The 24,724-nt window shown below is 60.7% G+C and carries 21 protein-coding genes; 6 read left to right on the top strand and 15 right to left on the bottom strand.

Annotated features, from left to right (window positions below; all coding sequences use genetic code 11):
• Positions 1 to 215: 215 nt before the first annotated feature.
• The 5 genes from D5261_RS10410 to D5261_RS10390 all read right to left on the bottom strand — a co-directional run bounded on the left by D5261_RS10410 (position 216) and on the right by D5261_RS10390 (position 5,462).
• On the bottom strand, positions 216 to 1,784 hold the full coding sequence (locus D5261_RS10410) for a hypothetical protein (protein WP_119323710.1): 1,569 nt from the start codon (positions 1,782 to 1,784) through the stop codon (positions 216 to 218).
• 53 nt (positions 1,785 to 1,837) lie between these two features.
• Positions 1,838 to 2,461, bottom strand: a complete 624-nt coding sequence (locus tag D5261_RS10405; protein ID WP_165864495.1) for an RNA polymerase sigma factor — start codon at positions 2,459 to 2,461, stop codon at positions 1,838 to 1,840.
• 98 nt (positions 2,462 to 2,559) lie between these two features.
• Positions 2,560 to 3,384: a DUF4435 domain-containing protein gene (locus tag D5261_RS10400; protein WP_165864496.1), complete on the bottom strand. Its 825-nt coding sequence runs from the start codon at positions 3,382 to 3,384 to the stop codon at positions 2,560 to 2,562.
• Entirely contained in the window at positions 3,356 to 4,447 is a 1,092-nt protein-coding gene (locus tag D5261_RS10395; RefSeq protein WP_119323713.1) for an AAA family ATPase, read from the bottom strand. The genes D5261_RS10400 and D5261_RS10395 overlap by 29 nt, the downstream gene beginning before the upstream one ends.
• A gap of 52 nt (positions 4,448 to 4,499) precedes the next feature.
• A complete protein-coding gene (locus D5261_RS10390; protein ID WP_165864497.1) occupies positions 4,500 to 5,462 on the bottom strand; it encodes a tetratricopeptide repeat protein in 963 nt (320 codons plus the stop codon).
• 200 nt (positions 5,463 to 5,662) lie between these two features.
• Between D5261_RS10390 and D5261_RS10385 the strand changes: the two genes are divergently transcribed.
• On the top strand, positions 5,663 to 7,396 hold the full coding sequence (locus tag D5261_RS10385; RefSeq protein WP_119323715.1) for a hypothetical protein: 1,734 nt from the start codon (positions 5,663 to 5,665) through the stop codon (positions 7,394 to 7,396).
• A 157-nt stretch (positions 7,397 to 7,553) separates the two neighbouring features.
• Here the strand turns inward: D5261_RS10385 and D5261_RS10380 are convergent, their stop codons facing one another.
• Both D5261_RS10380 and D5261_RS10375 read right to left on the bottom strand, forming a co-directional pair.
• Positions 7,554 to 8,213, bottom strand: a complete 660-nt coding sequence (locus D5261_RS10380; protein WP_165864498.1) for a PEP-CTERM sorting domain-containing protein — start codon at positions 8,211 to 8,213, stop codon at positions 7,554 to 7,556.
• 149 nt (positions 8,214 to 8,362) lie between these two features.
• Positions 8,363 to 8,809, bottom strand: coding sequence for a bacteriocin immunity protein (locus tag D5261_RS10375; protein ID WP_119323717.1), 447 nt, complete (start codon positions 8,807 to 8,809; stop codon positions 8,363 to 8,365).
• Positions 8,810 to 8,995: 186 nt separating this feature from the next.
• On the opposite strand from D5261_RS10375, the gene D5261_RS10370 reads away from it, so the two are divergent.
• The 5 genes from D5261_RS10370 to D5261_RS10350 all read left to right on the top strand — a co-directional run bounded on the left by D5261_RS10370 (position 8,996) and on the right by D5261_RS10350 (position 14,861).
• Positions 8,996 to 9,625 carry a DUF4291 domain-containing protein gene (locus D5261_RS10370; RefSeq protein WP_119323794.1) on the top strand — a complete coding sequence of 210 codons (630 nt, stop codon included), beginning with the start codon at positions 8,996 to 8,998 and terminating at the stop codon, positions 9,623 to 9,625.
• Positions 9,625 to 10,791 carry a Tet(A)/Tet(B)/Tet(C) family tetracycline efflux MFS transporter gene (tet, locus tag D5261_RS10365; RefSeq protein WP_119323718.1) on the top strand — a complete coding sequence of 389 codons (1,167 nt, stop codon included), beginning with the start codon at positions 9,625 to 9,627 and terminating at the stop codon, positions 10,789 to 10,791. The genes D5261_RS10370 and tet overlap by 1 nt, the downstream gene beginning before the upstream one ends.
• A gap of 156 nt (positions 10,792 to 10,947) precedes the next feature.
• Positions 10,948 to 12,369, top strand: a complete 1,422-nt coding sequence (locus D5261_RS10360; protein WP_119323719.1) for a sensor histidine kinase — start codon at positions 10,948 to 10,950, stop codon at positions 12,367 to 12,369.
• Between the two features lie 2 nt (positions 12,370 to 12,371).
• Positions 12,372 to 12,821 carry a response regulator gene (locus D5261_RS10355; RefSeq protein ID WP_119323720.1) on the top strand — a complete coding sequence of 150 codons (450 nt, stop codon included), beginning with the start codon at positions 12,372 to 12,374 and terminating at the stop codon, positions 12,819 to 12,821.
• A 27-nt stretch (positions 12,822 to 12,848) separates the two neighbouring features.
• Positions 12,849 to 14,861 (top strand): SpoIIE family protein phosphatase, encoded by a 2,013-nt coding sequence (locus D5261_RS10350; protein ID WP_119323721.1) that lies wholly within the window; start codon positions 12,849 to 12,851, stop codon positions 14,859 to 14,861.
• A 69-nt stretch (positions 14,862 to 14,930) separates the two neighbouring features.
• Here the strand turns inward: D5261_RS10350 and D5261_RS10345 are convergent, their stop codons facing one another.
• The 8 genes from D5261_RS10345 to D5261_RS10310 all read right to left on the bottom strand — a co-directional run bounded on the left by D5261_RS10345 (position 14,931) and on the right by D5261_RS10310 (position 24,702).
• On the bottom strand, positions 14,931 to 15,332 hold the full coding sequence (locus tag D5261_RS10345) for a DUF2721 domain-containing protein (protein ID WP_119323722.1): 402 nt from the start codon (positions 15,330 to 15,332) through the stop codon (positions 14,931 to 14,933).
• A 324-nt stretch (positions 15,333 to 15,656) separates the two neighbouring features.
• The gene (locus tag D5261_RS10340) at positions 15,657 to 19,136 is read right to left on the bottom strand and encodes a PPi-type phosphoenolpyruvate carboxykinase family protein (protein ID WP_119323723.1); all 3,480 of its coding nucleotides are present in this window, start codon (positions 19,134 to 19,136) and stop codon (positions 15,657 to 15,659) included.
• Between the two features lie 206 nt (positions 19,137 to 19,342).
• Positions 19,343 to 19,693, bottom strand: coding sequence for a YciI family protein (locus D5261_RS10335; protein ID WP_119323724.1), 351 nt, complete (start codon positions 19,691 to 19,693; stop codon positions 19,343 to 19,345).
• Positions 19,694 to 19,788: 95 nt separating this feature from the next.
• Positions 19,789 to 20,550: an AraC family transcriptional regulator gene (locus D5261_RS10330; RefSeq protein ID WP_119323725.1), complete on the bottom strand. Its 762-nt coding sequence runs from the start codon at positions 20,548 to 20,550 to the stop codon at positions 19,789 to 19,791.
• 65 nt (positions 20,551 to 20,615) lie between these two features.
• Entirely contained in the window at positions 20,616 to 21,629 is a 1,014-nt protein-coding gene (lepB, locus tag D5261_RS10325; RefSeq protein WP_119323726.1) for a signal peptidase I, read from the bottom strand.
• Positions 21,630 to 21,709: 80 nt separating this feature from the next.
• On the bottom strand, positions 21,710 to 22,471 hold the full coding sequence (locus tag D5261_RS10320; RefSeq protein ID WP_119323727.1) for a DUF3592 domain-containing protein: 762 nt from the start codon (positions 22,469 to 22,471) through the stop codon (positions 21,710 to 21,712).
• Between the two features lie 92 nt (positions 22,472 to 22,563).
• Complete coding sequence (locus D5261_RS10315) at positions 22,564 to 23,682, bottom strand: tetratricopeptide repeat protein (protein WP_165864499.1); 1,119 nt, start codon at positions 23,680 to 23,682, stop codon at positions 22,564 to 22,566.
• Positions 23,683 to 23,787: 105 nt separating this feature from the next.
• Positions 23,788 to 24,702, bottom strand: coding sequence for a tetratricopeptide repeat protein (locus D5261_RS10310; protein ID WP_119323729.1), 915 nt, complete (start codon positions 24,700 to 24,702; stop codon positions 23,788 to 23,790).
• Between the last annotated feature and the right edge of the window lie 22 nt (positions 24,703 to 24,724).

Here is a 24,724-nt window from a genome sequence, read left to right as displayed (position 1 = left end):
AACACACTCTGAATAACCCTTCCCGTCGGCGGGAGGGGTGGCGCGAAGCGCCGGGGTGGGTTTGCCAGGGAGTACGCGAAGCGCCGAAGGTTGGGTTTGCAGGTCGGCCGAAGGTCGGGGCAGGTCACCAAGGCTGGCGGAAAAGCATCGACGGCCTCCGAGGTTATTCACCTTGGAGGCCGCGTGTGTTTCAATCGTGTCTCAGTGTTGTGTGATTAGTGCGAGGCATCGGACAGCCAGCGCTGGGCGACGGTGCGGTGGATTGAGTTGAGCGGGAGGGCGCCGGGGCGGACCGCGTTCTCGTACGCGCTGCGGGCGGCGGCGGTGTTGCCGTCGATCAGTTCGGCGCCGGCTAGTTGATACCAGTCTTCCCCGATATCCATGCCGCTTTGCGTCACCTGGCTCCAGACGGTCCGCGCCTGTTCGACATCGCCGGACAGGGTGTAAAGACACCCAAGGGCGCGCAGGCTGACAACATCGTCGGGGGCGAACTCTTCCTGGCGCTCCAGCCGAGTGCGAAGATCCTGCAATTGGCCGGCCTCGTTCACGATGGTGAGCGTCTCCACCGCCTGCCGCGTAGCGCGCTCATCGGCGTATGTCGGCGCCGTGAGGGACACGAAGACGGCGTCTCGCCAGGTATCGAGCGCGCTGCTGAAATGGCCGCGCTCCTGCTGGCTGTGCGCCTCGGCGCGCAGGATCTCGACGCTTTGCTCGGCGGTCAGCGCTTTAGGAGCAATCGGCGCCAGTGATGTCATCGGACGGCTTGCGGCCCGGGCGCCCATCGGCAGCGAACGGAAGAACCGATTGACGCCGGCGACGCCGATTGCATCCGGCGAAACGACCGGCGCCGGGTGAAACAGGTCCGCAGGGAGCGCGCCGCTGGCGACAAGCGGATGGGCGGTATGCAGCGCCAGGATGCTGACGCTCGGTGCGGCGGGCAAGGCGACGACGGGAACAGGATTCGCCGTCGCGGACGGCGTCGCAATCAGATTTTCGCTGGTCGAGGCGCTGTCGGTCGCCGGGATAGCATTCCCCTTATTGGCAAAAGCGACATGCGTTTTTCGGAACTTGGGCAGCGCAGGTTCCGAAAGGCTGGGCGCCTCGGAAGCCGAGATCATCGACGCCATCTGAACGCGCGCTCCCGATCCGTCCGACCAGGCGGCTGTTTCCGGGCCGACAAGGCGACCGGTGAAGCGGGCAGGCAGCGGTTCGAGTCCATCCGCCGGCGTCGCCTTCGCCAGCTGGGGCGGAGTGGACGCCCGCGGCGCGTCGTTCGGCGCCGGGACAATGCGGGAACCGACTTTCACCGAAGATGGAGTATTCGCCACCATCGCATTCAACGTGTCGGCCGGACCGCTGAATGTTCCGTTAGTCATCGGCGTCAGAGCGGAGAGCGAGCCGCCGGGGCGGCGAAGCGCTTCGGAGACGGCCAGTGGCGGCGCGTAGTAGTCGTCCGGGATATCGGAATGCTGGTTCACCGCAAAGGCGAGGCCAATGGCGATGGCGGCCGCGCCGCCCCAGGCGAGACGCGGCGAAATCAGCGGAGCCGGCCCTCGCGCCTTCAGACGGTCCTGAACGCGCGGCCACACGGAGCGCGGGACGGCGGGCGGCGGGTCGGCGGACGCGGACCGGCGCAGGTGCGAGGTCACGCGGCGGAGCGCTTCGGCTTCCGCCGCCAGCTTCGGATCGGCGGACATTCGCTTTTCCAATAAGTGACAGCGGTTGGGATCGAGCGTTCCCTCGACGTAGGGAATCAACCAGGCGTAGTAGCGTGATTTCAGCATAACAATATTAAGATGGCGCTCTCTTATGGCGTTACTTTCGATGCCGGCGAGTGTCAGGCTTGCTGGAGCCACTCTAAGTTGCCGCGCAGTTTGCGGCAAGCATAGTGCAGGCGAGACCAGACGGTGCCGACGGAGCACCCGATCACTTGCGCGACTTCCTCACAGGAATAATCTTCAAAATAATGGAGCAGGACGACGGTGCGCTGTTTTTCGGGCAGCGCATCGATGGAGGCGCGCAGAGCGCGGTCGCGCGCCTGGCTTTCGGCGTGATCCGCCGGGCTGGGGCTTGGATCGGTCATCATGGATACCCGTAAGTTCTCTGGAAGTTCTTCGTCGGCGACCGTCAGCCGCAGCCGCTTGCGACGGTGCCACTGTTTGATCGCCATATTTGTCGCGATCCGATAGAGCCAGGTGGAGAATTTCGAATCGCCGCGAAAGCGCGGCAATGCCCGCCACGCCTGCACGAAGACGTCCTGCACCGTATCGTCCACATCGTCAGCCGAGGCCGTCGCGCCAAGGATGCGCGACACCAAAGCGTAGATCCGCTTTTCATGCCGGCTGACAAGCTCTCCGAAGGCGGACATGTCTCCGTCGCGACATCGCATCGCCAGAGCGGCGTCGATGTCCTCGGATCCCGCCGACCGCCGCGCCACGCAGGGCGCTATTGTCGGTTCCATCAGCTCTTCACCATTTGGCCCTATCATAATCACCGGCATGCACAGTCCTAAATGAGCGAGTTCTATACACTCTTTGACATATGCAACGTTTGCCGCCTTCAACTCCCAGCTAATATTTTTTGCTCGACAATTTCGCGCAAATCCGCGTGGATGAGATTTTGCTGCTTGATCTGTGCGAGCAGCAGGTTAAAAAACGACGTTTTCTGGACGCCCAAACCGATTTCCATGGCGCCGAGGTGGAGACGATGCAGCAAATGCTTTCCATTGATGCGCGTGTAGGCTGTATCGATCGAATGCAGCCGCTCCAAAATACTCGATTCTTTCTCTTCGATTGCTATCCGAGTTTCAGGTCTCAACTTCCCGAGATGCCGTGCTGTTCGCTCAACAATGACTTCCTTCTCGCTCGCCTGATCGCCAAGGGTGAAGCTGCGGGCATAGAGACCAGCCTCACGCAAAACCCAATTCGCCGCCATCATCAGGCACAACTCCGAGCAAAGCTGTAACAAGAACGCATCGGTTTCTTCCACGGAAGACCACGGACAACTCTCATTCAATACATCGTCCAGCACCTGCAAAACCGCCCTCGGCTCCAGCAGATAATTCTCGATGCAGTATCTACCCAACGTAAAGAGTATCGAATCCGGTTCGTCCAGAGATGCCTTTACCTCTTCATCGCTGCGAAAGTCTCGGTCTCGAATACCAAACACTTTGCCAGGCAGCTTCTCACCCCGTAGCAGTTCGATCTCGCCTTCCAGGTTCTTATCACCGCCGACTGCCCGGAACGCAATTTCCGAGAGACGATCAAAGAACAGTTTCTTGAAAACGGTAACATCATCTTTGCCCTCCACCAGAACAACAATCCGGTTACCGGTTTCATATATGTCAGGAGCAGTTTCAGGCTGCGGCTTGATGATCCGTGTCATAAATTTGCGGGTCAGGTAGTAATAACGTATTTTCCGCCCCAATGATTTCCAAGAACGCGGGCGCATGAGAAGTTACGATCAATTGGAACGGAATTTCTTCCTGCAACTTCTTCAACGCCAAACCAATCTTGTATTGAAATGCAGGGTGTAGGCTATTCTCAATTTCGTCTATCATCACAATACTGTCCGGCAAAAGGCGACGACGAAGCTCCAAGAGTAATATGAGTAAATTCTGCTCACCAGAACTCAAATCTTCGACATTATGGACTTGGCCGCTACTCAAAGTGACAATCGCCTTCAACTCTCTTCGATTAACCCCAAAGAGCTTCCCTTGAAATTGTTCGCTGAGAAAATCTGCGACCATACGAAACTCTTCCGGCTCCGCATATTCCAGCCAAATTAAATAGCTACTAAGTGATCCTGAAAATGTCGCAATCGTTTCATAACGATGAGCCCATTCAAAATGTGTCTCTTCGCGCTGAACATTTTCGCCTTGGCTCGGTATCAGTTGGCGACTATGGGGAAAATAGAGAAATGTTGGCAGATTCAACACTCCCGCCGCCTTTGTTCTTTCTCCACGGGCAAATGTTAACAGCTTATTATTGGATCGTTCTATTTCTTGTCGCAAATAGAAATATCGATTCAGACTATCTAAGTTATTTCCTTGCTCACTATCCCCATAGCGAGTATGAGGATTATCTTTTAGCCAAAGATGCCCTTCAGTCTCTTCACCAATATACTGCAAAGGCAACTGTGCGTCATAAGGCTTTTCCCCATAAAACACACTAAACGGCTCGCCGTCAATAACCAAATCAAGCTGTGCGTACTGATCAGCTGTATCCCGAACGCGTTTTAGAAGAGTAGCGTTCTTATAGGTCACAGCTGGATCCAGACTTTCCGCCAGACCAAAAATCAACTCCAGCACCGTGGTTTTGCCGTTGCCATTGGCGCCGCCAAGGAGGGTGTTTTGGCGGGGGGCGCCGCTGGAATCGGTGAAGTCCAGGGTGACGTCTTTGAGCGGGCCGATGTTGACGGCGCGTAGCGATTTGATTTGTATCTTCATGGCGCTGTTATCTCGCGATGCATATTCATTATCATATCGCGGAATTCGTGTTTTACTTCTTTTCTTTCAAAAAAGTCTCCGCTTGGTCTTTAATTTGTCCCGTCCCCTGCGCCGCGACGGTTGTCCATTCGGCGCGGGCGTCTTTTTTCTTGCCGAGCAAGTAGAGCGCCTGGCCGAGATTGAGGCGGGCGCGCAGGAGGTCGGGGTCGAGGCGGAGGGCGGCGCGCAGTTCGGGGATGGCTTCCTGGACGCGCCAGACGCAGAGCAGGGTGCTGCCGAGGTGGTAGTGGCCGGCGGCGTAGTCGGGCGCGGCTTTGACGGTCTGGCGGTGGATGGCGATGGCTTCGTGGTATTCGCCTTGCAGGGCGAGCACGTTGCCAATGGTGTCCCGGATGATAATATTCGAAGGCTTGAGTTTGAGCGCGGCGCGGTACTCCGTCATCGCTTCTTCGTAGTATTCCTGGGCGCTATAGACGTTGCCGAGATCGAAATGGGCGTCGGCGTTCTTCGGGTCCAGTTTGATGGCTTCGCGCAGTTGGATCGTGGCGCCGTCGTAATCGCCCTGGCGCGCCAGCGCGCGGCCAAGTCCGGCGCGCGCGGCCCCGTCTTTGGGCAGGGCGTGGGCGGCCAGCTTGAGCTCATCGATCGCTTCCGGCAGATGTCCGGAGTCGATAAGAACGGCGCCGAGCGCGCGGTGGTATTCTCCATCGCCGGGGTTCAGGCGGATCGCCGTGCGCAGCTCGGTTTCGGCCTGGGTGGGGCTTCCCGCGTCGGCGAGCGCCTGGCCCAGGCTCGCATGCGCCTCCGCCATATCCGGCGCCAGGGTGATGGCGTCCTGAAACAGCGAGATCGCCTGCGAGGACATTCCCTGCTTTTGAAGCGCGACTCCGGCCTGGAACTTCTCTTCAGCGGCCGCCTGGGCGCTGGCGGGCGGCGACCCGTCGCCCGCATCCGCGCGGATCGAGACCGGGGCAAGCACAAGACAGATTGCAAGCAGCAAATATCGGATGGTCATAACACTCTCCAGCAATCCAGTGTTGCTGCGCCCGAAGCGCATATCATATGGATGATACCTTACACGGCGAAGAAGCATGTTTCCCGCCGGACGCGGCCTTGCAGGCGTTTCATGAAGGAACAAAGCGGCGCAAGGGTCAGAGACGCCAACAGCCGTCTTCGCCGACGCCCCGGCGGAGACGATTTTCAGGAGAGAAACCCATGATCAAGCACTCATTCCTGCAATGCCTGACACTCTGCGCCGTCCTCTGCGCGCCCAGCCTCGCGGCGGCTCCGGAGGCGACACCGCTCACGAAACTTCCCGTTCGGGAAATCACCGTCTTCAAAGACGGGCATGCGTTTTTGCTGCGCGAGGGATCGGCGGCGACGGACGTAGCCGGCAACGTGGCGCTCGACGAGCTTCCCATCCCGGTGCTGGGAACGTTCTGGCCCTACTCCGGCGACACGCACGTCAAGCTGACTTCGGTGGTCGCCAGCGAGCGCCCCGCCACGACGGCGCGCACAGCCACGACGATTCGGGAGATGCTCGACGCCAACCCCGGCGCGAGCGTCCAGATCACCGACACGAGCAATAACACGTTCGACGCCGTCGTGATCGGCATCCCCCACGCCCCACGGCCAGAGCCGATGAGCGACAATATCTCCGGTGAGCGTATTCTTCCCCCGCCCTTAACGCCGTCGATCGTCCTGTTGAAGCAGGCCGCCGGAGGAACGCTGGCGTTTCCGATCGATCGGATCCAGAGCGTGTCGTTCAAAGGCGATTTTCATCCGGAAGTGAGCGACGACATCGAGCGGCGCAGTCTCACGATGCATCTCAGCTGGAGCGGCGGCCACGCGGATAAAGCGCAGGTCGGCATGGTTTACCTGGAGAAAGGTATCCGGTGGCTGCCCAGTTACAAGATCGATCTGGACGGCAAGGGGCGCGCGCATGTCCAGCTGGAAGCGACGCTCGCGAACGAGATGATCGACTTGAACGACGTCACCGTCAACCTCGTCATCGGCGCGCCCACCTTTGCGATGGCCGGCAGCGTCGATCCCATCGCCCTTCAGGATACCGCCGCCAAGCTCTCGCCCCTCTTCAGTCCAAGCGGCGGCGCGCGTATGGGCTACGCGTTCTCCAATGCTCTCGCCTCACAGAGCGCCTATCGCGCTGTCTCAGACGCAAGCCAGGCGGAGCCGTCGGGTCCCGCCGTCACGGGCGCGGCGGGGAATGAAGACCTCTTTGTCTTCACCGTCTCGCATATCACGCTGAAAAAGGGCGAGCGCATGGTCGTCCCGATCAGCGATTACACCATCCCCTACTCCGACGTTTACACACTCGATCTCCCCGCCGTTCCGCCGCTGGAGGTGCGCCCCTACCTCAACAGCAACTACGGCTTCAACAACTACGGAAATAATAATGAGCCGAAACTGGTGGACGCCTCTCCGGTCATGCACAAGATCCGCCTCGTCAACAGCAACAACGCGCCGCTCACCACCGCGCCCGCGCTGGTGCTGCGCGATGGACGCCTGATCGCGCAGGGCCTCATGTCCTACGCCGCTATCGGCGGAACGACCGACCTGCCGCTGACGCCGGCGATCAACGTCAAAGTCTTCAAAAACAGCAAGGAAGCCAAGCGCACAGCCAACGCCGCGACCTGGGCGGGCGTCAGCTACGACCGCGTGGACATCGCCGGCATGCTGACCATCACCAACTACGAAAATCAGGAGATCAACCTGGAGGTCACAAGGCAGGTGCTCGGCATGCTGGATACGGCGAGCGCTCCCGGCAAAGTCGAACAACTCAGCACCCTCGACAGCGAAGACGCGCCGCCGATCAGCAGCCAGGAATGGTGGAATCACTTCAATGGAATTGGCAAAGCCAGCTGGACGGTGAAGATGACGCCCAAGCAGTGCCTGGATTTGAAATACACCTGGCATTACTTCGTGCGTTAAAGCGCCTGCATCCGTCGCCGCTCACGAGTTCGAGACACACGCGGCGTATCTTTGTTGCAATCGCGCCTTGCTCTTGTATGCCTGTTTTCGAGCCACGCTCCAGACAAAAAATGGGCGCAGGCGTGATGCCTGCGCCCCATCTCAGTACGCCGAGCGGTCACGCGGTCTTGCGCGTGCGGCTCTTGAACATCAGCAGTCCGAGTCCCAGGCCGGCGACGGCCAGCACGGCGAGCGTGGACGGCTCCGGAACAGCAGCGGCGGCGATCTGGACACTGAAGGCGGGAAAGTCGCTCCCTGTGCCGGACGTATAAGCGCCCCCATCGATACTGCTCCAGGAGGTTCCGCTCACCCCGGCGGTATTGAGATCGAACGCGTTCACGGAATCGCCGGTTTCGTATTCGTAAAGGTAATAGGTTTGGCCCGTGGTCAGAAATGGATGCTGGCTGGAAAGGCTGACGAGCGGAGTAAAGGACGTCCCCAGAGGAGTCAAATGGGTAAACGTAAAGCTCTCCAGGGCGGCGCCCGTATTCCCAAGATTGGCGGCGCTGTCGGTAAGATAGAAATGGGCGCCGTTCGTCCCGGAGATGTTACTGACGGCGACCGTCACGGAAGCGAGCTGCCCCGACGTGGAAACCGTAAATTCCGCGCCTTGACTGTCGTTGACCGACTCATAAAAGCCGGCGCCCGCATTAAACGTGTTTCCCGGTCCAAAGGAGCTGAAGACCGTGGTTTGGGCGTGCGCGGGATGAAGGGCGCACAAAAACGCGCCCGCCGTCAGGGCGAGCGCAGCGCCGAAGCGCTTGGGATGGATCATCATAAAAACCTTTCGGAGCATGATTGTTTTACAACAAACAGTTCAGCCGTCATTTGTCGTGCTTGGCGCCGTGGTTGATACTACTGACCTCAGTAACCAAAAAAGTTTAGCATGTGACCGTTCAGATGTCAAGCATGGTCGCCGCAAGAACTTCAGAGCGCAATCGGCTTGTGCGTCTGCATCTTATCCAGCGCCTCTTCGGTCGTATTGCCTTCTCGGAAGATGACATCAGAAATCGCGGGGTGCGACAGGTTGCGATTCAGCAGGTCCAGCCAGTACAGCGTCTGAGCATCATCGTAATCCGCGCTGGCGATGCGGCGTATGATCTCCAAATATTCTTCGCGGGAGATATCCATCACCCATGGCGCGCCCGGCGTAAGGACCTCACGAATGAATTCCCTCACGCCCTCACCCTCGGCGACGCCATGAAAATCGCGCTCCCCGTAGCTGCCCGCCGACAGCTCATTGAACGTCTCAATGAGTTTGTCCGGGTTTCTCCCAGCGCTGAGATGAGCGATAATTTCGTCCGCGAGACCGATCAGACGCCGAGCCTGATCTTCGTAGAACAGTGGCGGCGTCAAAATTGCGCGAAGCTCCATGGTTGTTCCTATTAAGAGATGAATCACCAGACGCGTGACCGGCAGCCGGTTTCGCCTGCTCTACTTCGCAAACTTAAGCTTTTGCGCTTGAATAAGTGTACCTGGCCGAGCACAATTCACTCCCGCCACTATCGAGAAACGCCTCACCGCTGAGCAATCGCCCGCCGCATGACGATAAAGAACGATATGCCATTAATCACCAAACCCTATCGAGAACAGGCGGGCGCGTGGCCCGCTTCCGGGCGCCATATCATGGCGCAGTACGACGAGGATTCGATCGTTGTTTATCAGGCGTACACGCCGTCGATCGCGCGTTATGCGGCGGCGCGGGGACGGCTGGGCGGCGGGTTTAAACGGGACCGGATGACCTGGATCAAGCCGAATTTTCTTTGGATGATGTATCGCTGTGGGTGGGCGACGAAGGAGAGGCAGGAGCGGGTGCTGGCGATTCGACTGACTCGGGAGGGGTTTGAGGAGATCCTGGCGCATGCTGTGCACTCGGCTTATGTGGAGGGGGTTTACGAGAATGAGGAGCAGTGGCGGACGGCGTCTCGGGATTCGGATGTGGTGATGCAGTGGGATCCAGACCATGGACCGATGGGCGAAAAGCTGGAGCGGCGGGCGGTGCAGCTGGGCTTGCGGGGAGACACACTGGCGCGTTATGTGGACGACTGGGTCGTTGGGATCGAGGATATTACGGATTTTGTCCACGAGCAAAGCGGAAACGCGGTCGCCGAGCGGCGGGATCGATTGATGACGCCTTGGGAGCGCGTTTACGATGTGCGCGCGGACGATGTGCGAAAAAGGGTTTTGTGATGAAAAAGGCGTTGGCGGCAGTGCTGGCGACGGTGACGCTGGATGCGATGGGGATCGGTTTGACGATGCCGATTATTCCGAGACTCCTGCGTGATGTCGGGCATACAAGTCAGCTTGGCTGGCGCTTTGGGGCTTTTCTCTCCATGTATGCGCTGATGCAGTTTATCTTCTCGCCGATCCTGGGCGCCTTGAGCGACCGCGTGGGCAGACGACCGGTGCTGCTGCTGTCGCTGTCGGGCGCATTCATCGACTATCTGTTTATGGCGCTGGCGCCGTCTCTGCCGCTATTATTTCTCGGTCGAGCGATCTCCGGAATTACGGGCGCAAGCATGGCGGTGGCGTCGGCTTATGTCACGGACATTACGCCCGAAGATCAGCGGACAAGGCGCTTCGGCCAATTATCGGCATGTTTCGGCTTGGGCTTTATCGCCGGGCCGGTGATCGGCGGTCTGCTGGGAGAGATCTGGGTTCGAGCGCCATTTTTAGCGGCGGCGGGCCTCAACGGTCTCAATCTATTGCTGGCGCTGTTCGTGCTGCGCGAATCCCGGCAGGCCGATAGCGGCGCGGGCGCATCGGGAGCGTTCAATCCGCTGACGCCGCTGCGCTGGGCGTTTACCTTTCCGGCTCTGCTGCCGCTTCTGGGAGCGTATGTCGTGTTCGGGCTTGTGGGCGAAGTCGGAGGGACGATCTGGGTGCTGTATGGCGTGGACAGATTTGCCTGGAATTCGCTGACAATCGGCCTTTCGCTGGCCGGCTTTGGACTATTTCACACGCTTGTCCAGGCGTTTATCTCGGGCTCTGCCGCCGAACGCTGGGGTGAGCGTAAGGCGCTTCTGATCGGCATCGCCGCGGACAGCACGGCGTATGTGCTGATCGCGCTCGCGACTCAGGGCTGGATGGCCTTTCTGCTGCTGCCGCTGTTCTGCCTGGGAGGGATTGGCGCGCCGTCCTTGCAGTCCCTGCTCTCAGGGCAAGTGGGAGATGATCATCAGGGACGCTTACAGGGAGTACTGAGCAGCATGACAAGCCTTGCCTCAATCGTCGGACCGCTGCTGATCAGCACGGTCTATTTCGCATCGCGCGCCACGTTTCCCGGGCTGGTCTGGATGGGAGGAGCAGCGCTCTATCTCCTCTGTCTGCCGGTGATTTTAAGCAGACAAGCATAGAAACAATCGATATAGATTTCGCCGGCGCATGCGGATACGCACGCCACAAGAAACTTCCGGGCGAATACTCAGGAAATGCTTGCCGGGCCATCGGCTTTCCGGGTATGCTAACGGGATAATGGCCGGGAAAGACCGTCGGTCCCGCGCATATCCTTTATGAGTTCCGACACCACGCCACTACGCCAAGCCTCAGACAAAGCCGCAACGGTCAGCCTGGCGCTGACCCTGGTGGTTTTGGCGATGATCGGACTCCTCTCCTACACCTCCACCCAGCGCTTCCTGGCGAACGACCGTGATATCAACCATAGCTTCGCGGTGGTGGACACGACCCGCTCTGTCCTGTCGGACCTCAAGGACGCCGAAACCGGGCAGCGCGGATTTTTGCTGACCAACGACCCACAGTATCTCGCCCCCTATCAATCCGGAACGGCCTCGCTTCAGCAGCATATCGAGCAGCTGCGGCTGCTCGTGAAGGGCGACGCCGCCCAGGAGCGCCGGCTGGAGACGCTGGAAACGCTCAGCGCAGAGAAACTGGCGGAGCTGCGGCAAACGATCGAATTGCAGCAATCCTCAAACTCCGCCGCCGCGCTGGCGGAAGTGCGCAGCAATCGCGGCAAGGACCTGATGGACCAGATCCGCGCGACGACGCGCGAGATGCTCTCCGAGGAGCGCAGCCAATTGGGAGCGCGGACCCGGAGCGCGGAGATTGCTGGGGAGCGCGCGCTGCTGTGGGTCGGCGGCGGGTTTTGCATCGCGCTGATGCTGGTCGCGGTCGCCACGGGGTACGTCAACAAATATCTCGCCGAACGACGAAGCGCCGAACGGGAAGTGCGGGCGGCCAACGCCGAGCTGGAGCAGCGCGTGGAGGAGCGGACCGCGCTCCTTCAGGAAGCGAACAAAGAACTGGAGGCGTTCTCCTACTCCGTTTCGCACGATCTGCGCGCGCCGCTCCGGCACATCAGCGGCTTCGCGGACCTGCTGCAAAAGAAATCGGCGGATCAGCTGGACGCCAGCTCGCAGCGCTATATCAAGACGATTCGAGAATCGGCGGCGCACGCGGGCAACCTCGTGGACGATCTGCTGACATTTTCGCGCATGGGCCGCGCCGAGATGCGTTTTTCGGCGGCGAACATGGAACAAATCGTTGAGGATGTGCGCCGTCAAATGGAGATCGAGACCGAAGGACGCGACATCGAATGGAAGATCGCGCCGCTGCCGCCGGTGACCGGCGATCCCGCCATGCTGCGCCTGGTTTGGCAGAACCTGATCGGCAACGCCATCAAGTATTCCAAAACGCGCGAGCGCGCCGTGATCGAGATCCGGGGCGAGACGACGCCGGCGGAGACGATCTTTCATATCGCCGACAATGGCGTGGGCTTCGATATGCGTTATGTCGATAAGCTGTTCGGCGTGTTCCAGCGCCTGCACGGCAAGGAAGAGTTCGAGGGAACGGGCATCGGCCTGGCGCAGATCCGGCGCATCGTCAGCCGGCACGGCGGGCGGGCCTGGGCGGAGGGGCGGCTCGGCGAGGGCGCGACCTTCTCATTTTCACTCCCGAATACGGTCAAGGAGAATTAACGATGGCGGAACTGAAGCGCATCCTTCTCGTGGAAGACAATGCGAACGATATTGAATTGACCTTCGCCGCGCTGGAGGAGAACCATCTGGCGAACGAAGTGGTGGTGGCGCGCGACGGCGAAGAAGCCCTTGATTACCTCTACCGGCGCGGCGTCTACAAGATGCGCGCCGAGGGGCACCCGGCGGTCGTGCTGCTCGATCTCAAGCTGCCCAAGGTCGATGGCCTTGAAGTGCTCAAGAAGCTCAAGAGCGATCCGGCGATGAAGTCGATCCCGGTCGTTATGCTGACCAGCTCCCGCGAGGAAGTCGACCTCGTGGCGAGCTACGATATGGGCGTCAACGCCTACGTCGTCAAGCCCGTCGACTTCACGGACTTTGTCGGCGCGCTCAAGAAACTCGGACTGTTCTGGGCCGTCATCAACGAACCGCCGCCCGGCGCCGTGCGAAGCTAAGGTCGCGGACCGATCACGAAAGCTCTCATGCCGCAGCTGACCGTACTCCATCTGGAAGATGAGCCGCTGGACGCGGAACTGATTCTCGCCGCTTTGGAAGAAGGCGATTACCAGTGCCGCGTGACGCGCGTCGACACGCGTGACGGCTTCCTGACGGCTTTGGAGGCGGCGAAGTACGACATCATCCTCGCGGATTACTCTCTTCCCTCATTCGACGGCGTTTCCGCCCTGCAGGAAACGCGGGACCGCCGCCTGGAGACGCCCTTCATCCTGATCTCCGGCGCGCTTGGCGAAGATCACGCCATCAACAGCCTGACACGGGGCGCGACCGATTACGTGCTGAAGCACCGGCTGGACCGCCTGCGTCCCGCCGTGGACCGGGCGCTGAGCGAGGCAAGGAACCGCGCGGAGCGCCACCGGATCGAGGAGGAGCTCGCGCAGAGCGAGGCGCGCCTGCGCTTCGCCCTGGAAGGCGCCGGAACGGGCACCTGGCACTGGGACCTCGCGGCGGACAACTTGATGTGGTCGGATGCGTGCCGGGCGATGATCGGCGCGCCCCCGGACGCCGAAGTGACCTACGATTACTTCCTCACCTGCGTGCACCCCGATGACCGCGATCCCACGGACCAGGCCGTGGTCCGGGCGATGACACAGCACACGGACATCAATGTGGAGTATCGGGTGATCTGGCCCGACGGCGCCGTTCACTGGCTGCTGTCCAAGGGACGCGCCTATTTTGACGCAGCCGGCCAGCCGGTGCGCGTCGAAGGCATCCTTCAGAACATTGACGACCGAAAGCAAAGCGAGGCCGCGCTCGCGCAGGCGTACGAGCGCGAGACACTCGTCAATCGCATCGGACAGGCCGTCCGGGAAACCCTGGATCCGTCGGCGATCAAAACGATCGCGGTGACGGCGCTCGCCGAAGCGCTGGACGTCGACTACTGCTATTACGTCACTTACGACATCGAGCGTGACGTGAGCAACATCGAATGCGAGTGGCGGCGGGAGCATGTCTCCACCGTGCTCGGCGAATATCGAATGTCCGACTACTTCGTCAGCCAGCAATCCATCGAGAAGCTTGCAGAGACACAGGTCTTGAGCGACACGCAGAAGCCGTCGGAGCCGCCGACAGGAAAGCCGAATCTGCTGCGCGCGCTCATCCGTGTTCCTCTCTCCCCCGGCGTGCTGCAAAGCGCGCTCGTCGTCGCGATGCTGGAGAAGCCCCGCAGCTGGTCGCAGCACGAAGTGATGCTGGTGGAGACGGTCGCCGCCCAGACGCAGGCGGCGCTGGAAGCCGCGCGGTCCCAGCGACGCGAGCGGACGATCGCGACCATTCTCCAGGAAGCGCTTCAGCCGGCGACCCCGGAGCACGTCCCCGGTCTCGACGTCGCTTCGTTCATGCGGGCCGCCCTGCATGAAGCGAGCATTGGCGGCGACTTCTTCGACGTCTTCGCGCTGGACAAACAATCGTACGCCTTCGTGATCGGCGATGTCTCCGGCAAGGGGCTCGCGGCGGCGGCGCAGGTGTCCGTCGTCCGTAATATGCTCCGCAGCGTCCTTTACCAAAACCCATCCGTGGGTCAGGCGACGACCACGCTCAACGCCATCCTCGCGGCGCACGATCTGCTCACCGGCTTCGTCACCCTCTTCGCCGGCGTCTACGACGCCGCCGCGCGGCGCATGGTCTACACGTCCTGCGGCCATGAGCCGGCCCTGATCTACCGCGCGGCCACCGGCGATGTCGAAGAACTCAAAACCCTCGGCACGCCGCTGGGCGTCGACGACACGATGCATTACACCGAGCGCGACGCGCTCTTATTCCCCGGCGATATCTTCATGGCTTACACCGACGGTCTCTCCGAAGCCGGCCCTAACCGGAGGGAGATGCTCGGGACCGACGGCCTCAAACGCCTGCTGGAAACGCGCTCCCAAACAAAATCCCTTTCCCAGCTCGCCGCCAACCTCGTCTCCGAAGCCACGGACTACTCCCTCGGCGTCCTGCGCGACGACGCCTGCCTGCTCCTCGCCCGCGTGGTGTAAATAGCCAGCCGCTTGCGCAAAGCGCATGAATCAAGCGCTAACGACTCAGCCGACGCATTCGCCCGCGCCTCAGGTCTCATCATGCTCCATATCGCTCAGCTGAAGCTTCAGCGCGTTGACGGACACCTGGATCTCCCGCACGGACATGCTGAGCGACACAATCATCAGCACCAGGCTCACGCCAAAGATCACCTTCCCCAGCATCACCCATCCCGCAAACAGAACGAACATGCAGACGACACATAGCAGCAAACTGCACGTCCCAAACGCCTGCATATTGCGAATCAAAATCACCCGATAGCGCAGATTCTCGATCTGCCCGCGCAATAAATGATTCTTCGGATCGGCCTTATGCCGCGCATAAAGCTCGCGCACCAGCGCCGACAGGGCAAGAAACCGATTCGTGTAGGCAAGCAGGAGCAAAGAAATTGCGGGAAAGAGAAGCGCGGGGGTCGTAAGGGTTATTTCCATTGAAGATTACGCCGTTAGACTAAAGCGTGTTCAGCCTGGCGAATGAATTCGCGGCTAAAAGTACGGTCACCCGCCTTCGCGGGTTCAGACCAAGCGCCGCAGGCATTTGTTATATGCCGAAGGCATAATTGATGTGCCGTAGGCTCCGAAGTCCGCGAAGGCGGACGACCGTTTTATAGGCGCGAATTCATTCGCCAGCCACTTGCGCTAAGCGCAAGAATTCGGAATATCTCTTCATTATACGCTTCGGCAGGCGTAAGATGCAACAAAAAGCAGCCCACAAACTTGCGTCTGTGGGCTGCTTCTGCTTTGCGTTGTCCGTCGTTACCCCGTCGCGCGTACGAAGGGGTCGACGCCGAGGGAGCCGCGCAGGTCTTCCAGGTACTGGGTGCTCTCAATGAGCGCCAGGGTCGCCGTGGCGTCTTCGAGGCGGGCGGCAGTCGCGCTGCTGAGAGCGGCGTCGAGCGGGTTCGCCTGGTCGAGGAAGGTTTGCAGGGCGCCCAAGTGGCTCTCCCAGAGGCGCGCGTCCTTCGCCTGCTGCGCCAGGAGGCGCTCGTGGTACCAGTTGCTGCGCAGGAGACTGTCCCGGGTGAACATCGCGCGGATCGTGGGATCCTGCACGGTGCGGCCTTCGTACTCGCCGTCGCGCATGATGTGCAGCAGCGCCTTGAGCGGCGGGCAAGCGTGCTCCACACTGCCGTCGGCGAAGTAGTTCTCGGCAATCAGCTTCTGCGTCTCGACAATGTTATCGACACCGTCCACGACCGACGCAAGGTCCTGAGTCTCGGGACGCAGCATCTCGGGCGTGAAGACGTTGTTGGGATTGTCGAACACGATCCCAAAGAACGTGCGCGCGAAGTGCGCGGTAATGCGATATCCCAAACGGCTCGCTTGGACCGTGCGGCCTTCGTACTCAAAGTCGTCGCACTTCTCCAGGAAGTTGTTCTCGATCAGGTACTTGGGATCGCGCTCGGCGACATCCATCCGCGACCAGACCTCGGGGATGAGCAGGCTGACATCGTGGTCCACCCGGTAGTGCGGCCCGACATATCCGGCGGCGGTGACGAAGCACTCCACGCCGGTCAGCACATGGGACACGAACGCGTTGTTCAGGTCGATGATCGGCGGCAGGGCGTTGAACGGCCCCTTGGTCAGCGCGCCCTCGGACCCGGCGCCAGTGGTGGACGGCGACTTGCCGGTCAGACTGCTGATCAGCTCCATGAACAGCTCCGGCGTCTCCTGGTAATGGATCGGGTTGTACACCGACAGCGAGCGGATCCCGGCGACGGCGTCCGGCGGATTCAGACGGCGGCCGGGCAGCACGGCGTTGACCGGCGTATGCACCGGGTTCTCCACCGGAAGCTTGCGATGCAGGCGCGCGCCGCGCGCCGAGAGATAGACCGGCCACTGATCGATCAGATCCGGCCGCATCTGCAAATAACGCGGGTTCTTGGTCGGTTTGCCGTCCACGATACGCGGGTTCGCCGACGAAACAAAGTAGCCGCTTTTGCCGGCCGCCTGCTCGATCACCGCCTGCATCGGCGGCGTGAACTGAGCGAACGTGATCGGCGCGGCGAGCATCGCGGAGGCTTCCGCTCCGGTCAGCGGCGCGAAGTTCGAGAAGAAGTTGTCCGGCTGCGCGAAGTGCGCCTCGGTGAACTTATCATAGCCGCGATGGATGGCGTCGTCGGGCCGCTGGAAGAAGCGCCGCTCGGCGTTCTGGATAAGCTTGTAGCTGGTCTGGCCGGCGTATTTGGGGTTCAGCCCCGCGAGACGCGCCGACGGAACGACGATCGACGCCGAGATATCATCTTCCTGCTGAAGCTTGGCGGCGGGAACGAAGTCCGAGCGCAGGGTGAACATGCGCCACTTGCCGTCCTCGGTGAAGCCGACCCGCATGGAGTGGATCACCAGCTTCTCATCGTGGAAGCGCAGCTCATTGCCGGGGCTGCCGTTGACGACATCGACGCTGAAGTGCTCGCGCCAGTTGTCGCCCATCTCCGGCTGATAAAGCCGCTTCACGGCGTACACGAGCCGCTTGATCGGATACGGGATCGTGTCCAGCCACGCGTTATACTCGTCGGTGTAGAGCCGGCGGGAGCGCGTGAACAGCTTGATGACCGAGCCAAGCGAGCGCTCGGGGCTCAGGATGGGACGGCTGTTCGCCTCGGGACCGCTGCGGAACCGGTCGCCGTAGGAGCGCGCGAGCAGCTCCGCGACGGCGTCCATATCCTTTTCGAAGTCCGCGATAAAGAGCGGGCCGTGCACGATGGCGTCGGAGATCGATTTCGAGATTTCGGACTTGCCGCCGCCCGAAACGGTGCTCGGCTTGTGGCAGAACGTGCCTTCCGAAGACGCGCCGATCAAACGCCACTGGCCCGAATCCGAATCTTTCTCCAGACGGACTTTGAAGCCCGACGGCACCATATAGGTCTTCTTGGGATCCAGCGGCAGCGACTGCGGCGCGCCGGCGCTCTCCCAGCGCACGGTCTGGCTGTCCAGGTCGATCGTGACATCCTCGGGGACATAGATCAGATCGGAGTACTCGCGGTCGATGGCGTAGCCCTGGGGATAGACATCGATCGTCTCGCCGTAAAGCTCTACGACGTCGTCATAGGAATGCTCGGTGCGCGGAAGGTGCGTGGAAACGCGGAAGGTGCGGCCGAGATCGTACTGCGGATAGACGATCGCGCCGCCCGCGTGCTCCTCCTCGACCATGCCGAGCAGGTTCGCCGCGAACGAGATCTGGGTCTTGACCTCTTTTTTGCAGTAGCCGTAGTAATTGTCCGCAATGACGGTCAGCATCACGCCTTCGGCGTCGCGCGCCGTGACCTTAAAAGCGTCGCCGTTGTTGTAGCGGTCTTCCTCGTTCTCCCAGCACATCCGATCGCGCTTCTGGCGGTCGGTCGCTTCGGAAACGTGCGGCAGCCCCAGAGACTTCTTGGTCAGGGTCGGCAAGTGCGGGGCCAGGATGATATAGCCCGTGTGCCCGGTCCAATGCTCGATGTCCAGGCCGGCGTCGTTTTCCGGCAGGTGCGGATCGCCCGCATTGCCGAAGATCCGCTCGACGAAGTCCAGATTGCTCGTCAGGTTTCCGGGAGCGAGGAACATGACCTCCATCTTCCGCTCCGGCGAGACGCCGGGAACGGAGGGCGCGACAATCGGGCGAAGCATGAGCGAAACGAAGGTCTCGACGCCCACGACGTCATCCGCCGTGAACGGCAGGCGCAGCAGGTCGCTCGGCGGGTTCAGGGCTGAGGCCAGCAGGCGCACGAACGTCTCCTTCGGCACGGCGCTCTTGTCCTCAGGAATCGGCAGGCCGCCCTCGGCGACATGGAATACGCCCTGGGTGGTCCGCCGGTCGCTCTTGGGATTGTGCAGCGCGCCCTGATCGTTCAGCAGTCGATAGGAGCTGACGATATTGCTTTCAAACAGATCGCCCCGCTCCGGCAGGGACAGTTCGGACGCCATGCCGCTGCGGTCCAGGACGAATTTCTCGCCCAGTCCCGGCAGAGTGATCGGGCGCTTGAGCTCCAGATCGGACAGATATCGATCCAGAAACTTCTGGACGCGCGCGGTAAGCGGCGACTGTTCGCCATACGACAAGCGCACGCGCTCGCGCAGGTGCGCCACGACTTCGCGCGGCACGCCGACGGCGCCGCTGCGCTCCCCAGCCACTTGCAGCTTCAGGGTGATATAATCGATGCGTTCCTGGCGACGCGCGGAAATGCCTTCGTGGTTCGGGTGCGCGCCGTTCCGGCTCGCGGGCGGGGCTTCCTGCCCAGGCTCATGAGTGCGATGCATTTGATCGGGTCCTGTCTTAATGTGAAATCAGTAGTCTGCGTGGTTCGTACTGCGTTGTGGACGATGGGGGGCTTCGGCGCCTATGCAGAAATTATACTGCGAAATGGGCGCAAAAAGAGCAATGCTGAACAAAATGAAATGGCCGACCGGCAGTTTTGCCGATCGGCCGTCCTGATCGAGTATTTTCTTTCCGGAGGGCGACCGGATCAATTCCCCGGAATGACGACGGGAGGCTGGCGCAATCGCACTTCCACCGATCCGCCGAAGTTGAGGGGCGGGCAGACCTTGGCGAGCTCAATCGCCTCTTCGATCGTCTCCGCCAGGAGCGTGATCGTGCTGACGACGGCGCCGCCGTTGCCGGAAACGACGCCCTGGGTCGTTTCCCGGTCTGGCCCGGAAAGCACGTACCCATCGCCCACAATAAGATTGCTCGTCACGTATTGGCCGCGCGCCACCCACTTTTCCAGCACCGGCCCCCATCCCGATTGGATCGCCTGAACCTGCTCGGGCGCCAGCGCGGAGCGGTCTACTCTTACCAGCAAAACATACTCGTTCATCGTGATTTCCTCTCTTCTTCGTTCCAACATTGCGGCTTCGAACGAGTAGAGATTACCTGGAATGAACGGCGCGAGCCTTGTAAAAATTCAGTGATCTACCACGGCGGCGGTCCCTCGAAAAAGACCTGGGGAGACTGTCCGGTAAATGTCTTGAAGTCTTTGATGAAGTGGGATTGGTCGAAGTAACCGGCGGCGTGGGCGGCTTCCGAGAGGCCGCGTCCCGAAGGCCGGGCTTCGATGACGCCGCGCAGGCGCACGATGGAGGAGAACTGTTTGGGCGACGCACCGACGGCGCGCCGAAACCGCTTTTCCAGCGGATCCTGGCTGATATGCAGCGCCGACGCCAGCTCCCGGATCCGCAGGCTGCCGCCGCCGGCCTGAATGCGGCGCACGGCGTCCAGCACAAGAAGATCCGATTCGCGCATCTTCATTTCGGAGATCAGAAAACGCTCGACCAGGGCGATTTTCCGCCGGTTTGTGGGAAGCGCGGTCAGGCATTCCTCGACTTCCTCCACTCGCGAGCGGGAAATCAGGCAGTCCAGCGGGATGTTCGCTCCAAATAAGTCATGGAGCGGCTCACGGAAAAACGCCCCCGCGCCGCCTTCGCGGAAGTTGACCAACAGCACGGCCGTGTCCCGGGCGTAACCGATCAAACGCAGCGATTTTCGCAGTCCCGAAATGCTGGAAGCGGGCAATTGTCCTTCCGTCTGCTCCAGCCGCCCCCGGAGTCGAAAGGCGAGCACCAGCGACGTATCCGGAAGAACCCGGCTATCCATGCCGTCTTCGCTCTCGACGATCATCATCGTCTTGACGAACGGCCTGAGCGCATCCGTGGGCAGATATCTCTCGATGTTCATGGCGTCGGCTCGAAGTTCAAAAACAGAACCGGCCCTTCACATCATTGTGAAGGGCCGAACGCAAATCAATGCAGGGCGCGGATCCGGTTGAGCGGCCAGAAGATCCACTGGGCCTTGCCGACGATACGGTTCTCGTCCAGCGGCCCCCACTCCGTGCTGTCCTTGCTGTCGTTCCGGTTGTCCCCCATCATATAATACATATGCGGCGGGACCGTCCCCGGAGGGTTACTATTGTAGGTCGCGTAGTCTTCCGGCGTAATCGCCACGCCGTTTAGCCGGAAGTGGTTATTGTCTTCCTTGAGCGACTGCCCGTTATACAGCTTGAGGTTGTAATCGGGGTCCTCGGCGGTGAACGGCTCGTCGATCTTCACGCCGTTGCGCATCGTGAAGCCGGGAACGATCTTGACGGGATAGCTGGGCTGGCTCGTCATGACCTCCGCGACTTTGGAATCGGGGATGAGCGTTCCGTTGACGGTTACGCCCTTGTCGGTGAAGCGCAGGTGATAATTCGCCTGCAAGTCATAACCGGGTTCGTTCGCCGTTTCCTGCTGGGCTTCCTGGCCGAAAAGTCCCGCCTCCAGAAATTTCCGACGCAAATCCGAGTGGCTGAACGCGGTGCCGTTGATATAAACTCGACCCTCATGCGCCTCGATCCGGTCGCCCGGCGCGCCGATCAGCCGCTTCACATAATCGACCGGCATCCCCGAGCTCGCCTCCGATGTGCCCTCCACCGCCGCCGGCGGCGCGATGAAGACGGTGATGTCCTCCCGCTGGGGCTTGTGGAGACGATTGCCGAGCTTGTTGACCAGGATATGATCCCCGGCGCCCTGCTGCCCGAGCAGCGTCGGCTCCATGGAGGCGGACGGGATAAAAAACGCCTGGATCAAAAAGGGACGGATCAGCAGAAAGACCAGGCCGATCGCGATGATCCCGGATTCCAAAAACTCGGCGGTGGAGCGCGCGCCCGGCGACGGAAGACGCACCAGGGCGACACGAAGCACAGTCGCGATCGTAATGACCCCGACGATCCACACGAGGCTGATATTGGCGAGGAAATCGGTAAAGTTCGATGTCGGCAAAAGTTATTCCATCCTCAAGTAAAGTGCGTTCACTTCACACTGCAATACTTCGAAACACGGGGCGGAAAGTTCCCGCCCGCTCAAAACGATCCCATCAGATCGGAATCCCCGCCGTTCCGGGCGACGTTTCCCACGATCGCCGCCAGAACCACCAGCGCTCCGCACACATACATGCCGATCGGCAGCCAGCGGGAAACCGGGGAATCGATCTGCGCGTCCGTCGGCGCCAGCGGGTTGTAATAGATCTCAACCGTATCTCCGACATGGTTTGACGGCGGCCGAGACCCCTGCGTGTCGCGAAACTGTGTCGGCGCTCCCTCGCGCGTGACAAAATCGACGACTGGATAGTAATAGAGATCCCCGCCGGAGCCGCCCTGATCCAGACGTACGACACGCCCGGACGCATGGATCGCGCGCGCCTGGAAAGTATCGCGGCGGTGCTCCAGATAATGGCCCAGGAAGATCACGCCCACGCCGATCGCGACAAATAGCAGCCGCACCGGGTTTAGCAGCCGCCCCAAAAACATCAGCACAAGAACGCCAACACCAACGCCCACCGCCATCTTCTCCGCCGAGGACGGCGAAGGCGCGCTCATGGGCGGACGAGGCCCGGCGTCCGAAGGATAAACGGGCGCCGGCGAATCGGCGGGCGAAGTCTGCACCGCGCCGTCCGCCCCAACCGGACGTCCAAACTTCGGCGCAAACTCGCCCGGAGACATTGGCGCCGCCGGAGCATTTTGGGAAAGCGGCCGCGCCGCCGCCGGCAGCGGCGGCGATCCACAGCGCGGGCAGGACGTCATTTCGTCATCGACAATCGATTGACAGCGTTCGCACATCCACATAAGGGAATCCCCCTCGTCCACTGGGATACGTACGAAACTCTCAATACAACGATGGATCGCGCGTTTCCTGCATTCCTCGCGATTGCGGGCGCTTAAGCATCCGTCAGAAGCGCCGCCGCCTTGCGCAGCGACGGCGAAGCCGGATGTGTTTTGAGAGCATCCCGCACATCGCCCAAGGCTCCCGTCACCGCGCTTTTGTCATGACGACCGATCACGTCGCGGTAGATCGGCGCCGCCTGATCCCATTGATTCGCGATCGCATAGCAGAGCGCGATATTGGCCTTCGCGAATGTGGCGCTCGGATCGATCTGGACCGCATGCTGGCTGCTGGCGATCGATGCCGGCAGATGTCCGGCCTGATACTGCGCCCATCCGTAGTTGCCCCAGGAAAGCGAGTTCTGCGGCATAACCTCCGTCGCCATCTTCCAATTCGCCTCATCCTTCGCGTACTGCCGCGTCTTCATGTAGACCTGGGATAACAATTCGTAATACTGCGGATCGGTCGGTTTCAAAGCAATCGCCGTATTGAAATCCGCGATCGCGTGAGAAGTGTCGCCTTTCGCGGCGTAAAGCTGTCCACGGTTACTATAATCGACAACGCGCTTCGGATGCCGGGCGATATTGGCGGCGCAATCCGAGATTCCCAGATCGTACTGCTTCGTCTTCAGACATGCCCAGGCGCGATTTTGGTGGGCGTCAGCGTCATGGGGATGAATGGCGAGATCGGCCGTATAGTCGGCAATGGCGTGCGGAAGATCGTTGAGGTTGTCGTAAACGACAGCGCGATTGTAATAGAGAGACGCCTGGGCCTCTGGAACGCAGTTGAGCTTTTGCTGATAGCTCGCGTTCGGGTTAAAGCCGACTTCTTCAATTCCCGCGCGAGTCGTCAGCAGATTCAAGGCGGTTGTGTTGTCACGAATCGCGGGCTTAAATTGATGGGCGCGAAATTCCGCCATCGCGCGCAGCATGTAACCATCCTGCTTGTTCGGGCGCATTGCAATCATTTTGTCATATTCGGCGATCGCGGCTGGGTAATTCCCCTGAGTGGCATAATTGTTTGCGACGCTATTGATCCCGTAGTACCCCACCCCGCCAAGGGCGCTGCTGGATGTAAGCCATGACAGCGCGCGCACGCCGACGTAAGCGGTCGCGGCCATGGAGATCGCAACGATGCCGATGACGCTCGCAATGAGCGCCGGGCGCGTATTCATATCGTATTTCCTCTTTCCCCAACACAAACCACCATCCGCCATACATGAAAAATCTATTCGGCCATCAACCTGACGCACCTTCATTCGGCGCCGTGACTCGAACGCCTAAGGAGAGCCCAGCAGCGCTTCCGCCTTGCGCAGAGCCTGAGAATTGGGGTGCGCTTCTCGTCCGTTCCGCACCATTTTCACGGCGTTTGCCTGCGCGCGGGAGTCGCCCAGCGCAATCGCCTCGCGGTAAATCGGCTCGGCCAGGTCCCACTGGTCGCGCACCGCGTAGCAAAGCGCCAGGTTAAATTTCGGGGCCGCCAGCTTTGGGTCCAAATGCATGGCGCGCAGACTCGCCAGGACGGCTTCCGAAATGTTTCCCAGCTGATACTGCGCCCGTCCGTAGTATGTCCAGCAGTAAGCGCTGTCGGGAACGTTCACGGTGGCGTCTTTCCAATTCGACGCGTCGAGGCCGTATTGCTGGGTGCGGCGGTAGAGGGAGGACAGGGCGCCGTAATACGCCGGCTCGTCTGGCTCCAGGGCGATCGCCTGCTTGAAGTCGCGGGTGGCCTGCGTGATATCGCCAAGCTTCGCATAAACGGCGCCGCGATTGCGATACAGTCTTGCCTGAGAATTCGGGACGCTCTCCAGCTGATCCTGATAGGTCATGCCGGCGGGCGCGCCCTGCTCTAAGATCCCTTCGCGGCGGTTCAGAAGCGCGATGCCCGTGGTGTCGTCTTGAATCGATCGGTCGTAAAGCCCCGCATGGTACTCCGCGATCGCCCGGTACGTGTAGCCTTCGACTTTGTTGGGCCGCATCGCGATCATTTTGTCGTACTCACGGATCGCGGCCCCGTAATTCCCAAGCTCGGAGTAGCGATCGCCTCGATTCCAAATCTGGAAATAGGGCGAGCCGCCGGAGCTCAGCAGCGCCGGCAGATGTCCCGCCAAACGGACGCCGACATAAATCGAGGCGGCGATGGACAGCGCGTAAATTCCAATCACACTCGCGATAAGCGCCGGACGCAGCTTCATAAAATCTCCCGTCGCCGCGGCG

The organism is Capsulimonas corticalis (assembly GCF_003574315.2).
Taxonomy (GTDB): domain Bacteria; phylum Armatimonadota; class Armatimonadia; order Armatimonadales; family Capsulimonadaceae; genus Capsulimonas; species Capsulimonas corticalis.
This window is presented reverse-complemented; position numbering and strand designations above follow the sequence as displayed.

Coding starts and splice junctions, on each gene's coding strand:
- D5261_RS10410 (WP_119323710.1), bottom strand. CDS start 1,784: ATGCTGAAATCACGCTACTACGCCTGGTTGATTCCCTACGTCGAGGGA.
- D5261_RS10405 (WP_165864495.1), bottom strand. CDS start 2,461: ATGGAACCGACAATAGCGCCCTGCGTGGCGCGGCGGTCGGCGGGATCC.
- D5261_RS10400 (WP_165864496.1), bottom strand. CDS start 3,384: ATGACACGGATCATCAAGCCGCAGCCTGAAACTGCTCCTGACATATAT.
- D5261_RS10395 (WP_119323713.1), bottom strand. CDS start 4,447: ATGAAGATACAAATCAAATCGCTACGCGCCGTCAACATCGGCCCGCTC.
- D5261_RS10390 (WP_165864497.1), bottom strand. CDS start 5,462: ATGACCATCCGATATTTGCTGCTTGCAATCTGTCTTGTGCTTGCCCCG.
- D5261_RS10385 (WP_119323715.1), top strand. CDS start 5,663: ATGATCAAGCACTCATTCCTGCAATGCCTGACACTCTGCGCCGTCCTC.
- D5261_RS10380 (WP_165864498.1), bottom strand. CDS start 8,213: ATGATGATCCATCCCAAGCGCTTCGGCGCTGCGCTCGCCCTGACGGCG.
- D5261_RS10375 (WP_119323717.1), bottom strand. CDS start 8,809: ATGGAGCTTCGCGCAATTTTGACGCCGCCACTGTTCTACGAAGATCAG.
- D5261_RS10370 (WP_119323794.1), top strand. CDS start 8,996: ATGCCATTAATCACCAAACCCTATCGAGAACAGGCGGGCGCGTGGCCC.
- tet (WP_119323718.1), top strand. CDS start 9,625: ATGAAAAAGGCGTTGGCGGCAGTGCTGGCGACGGTGACGCTGGATGCG.
- D5261_RS10360 (WP_119323719.1), top strand. CDS start 10,948: ATGAGTTCCGACACCACGCCACTACGCCAAGCCTCAGACAAAGCCGCA.
- D5261_RS10355 (WP_119323720.1), top strand. CDS start 12,372: ATGGCGGAACTGAAGCGCATCCTTCTCGTGGAAGACAATGCGAACGAT.
- D5261_RS10350 (WP_119323721.1), top strand. CDS start 12,849: ATGCCGCAGCTGACCGTACTCCATCTGGAAGATGAGCCGCTGGACGCG.
- D5261_RS10345 (WP_119323722.1), bottom strand. CDS start 15,332: ATGGAAATAACCCTTACGACCCCCGCGCTTCTCTTTCCCGCAATTTCT.
- D5261_RS10340 (WP_119323723.1), bottom strand. CDS start 19,136: ATGCATCGCACTCATGAGCCTGGGCAGGAAGCCCCGCCCGCGAGCCGG.
- D5261_RS10335 (WP_119323724.1), bottom strand. CDS start 19,693: ATGAACGAGTATGTTTTGCTGGTAAGAGTAGACCGCTCCGCGCTGGCG.
- D5261_RS10330 (WP_119323725.1), bottom strand. CDS start 20,550: ATGAACATCGAGAGATATCTGCCCACGGATGCGCTCAGGCCGTTCGTC.
- D5261_RS10320 (WP_119323727.1), bottom strand. CDS start 22,471: ATGTGGATGTGCGAACGCTGTCAATCGATTGTCGATGACGAAATGACG.
- D5261_RS10315 (WP_165864499.1), bottom strand. CDS start 23,682: ATGAATACGCGCCCGGCGCTCATTGCGAGCGTCATCGGCATCGTTGCG.
- D5261_RS10310 (WP_119323729.1), bottom strand. CDS start 24,702: ATGAAGCTGCGTCCGGCGCTTATCGCGAGTGTGATTGGAATTTACGCG.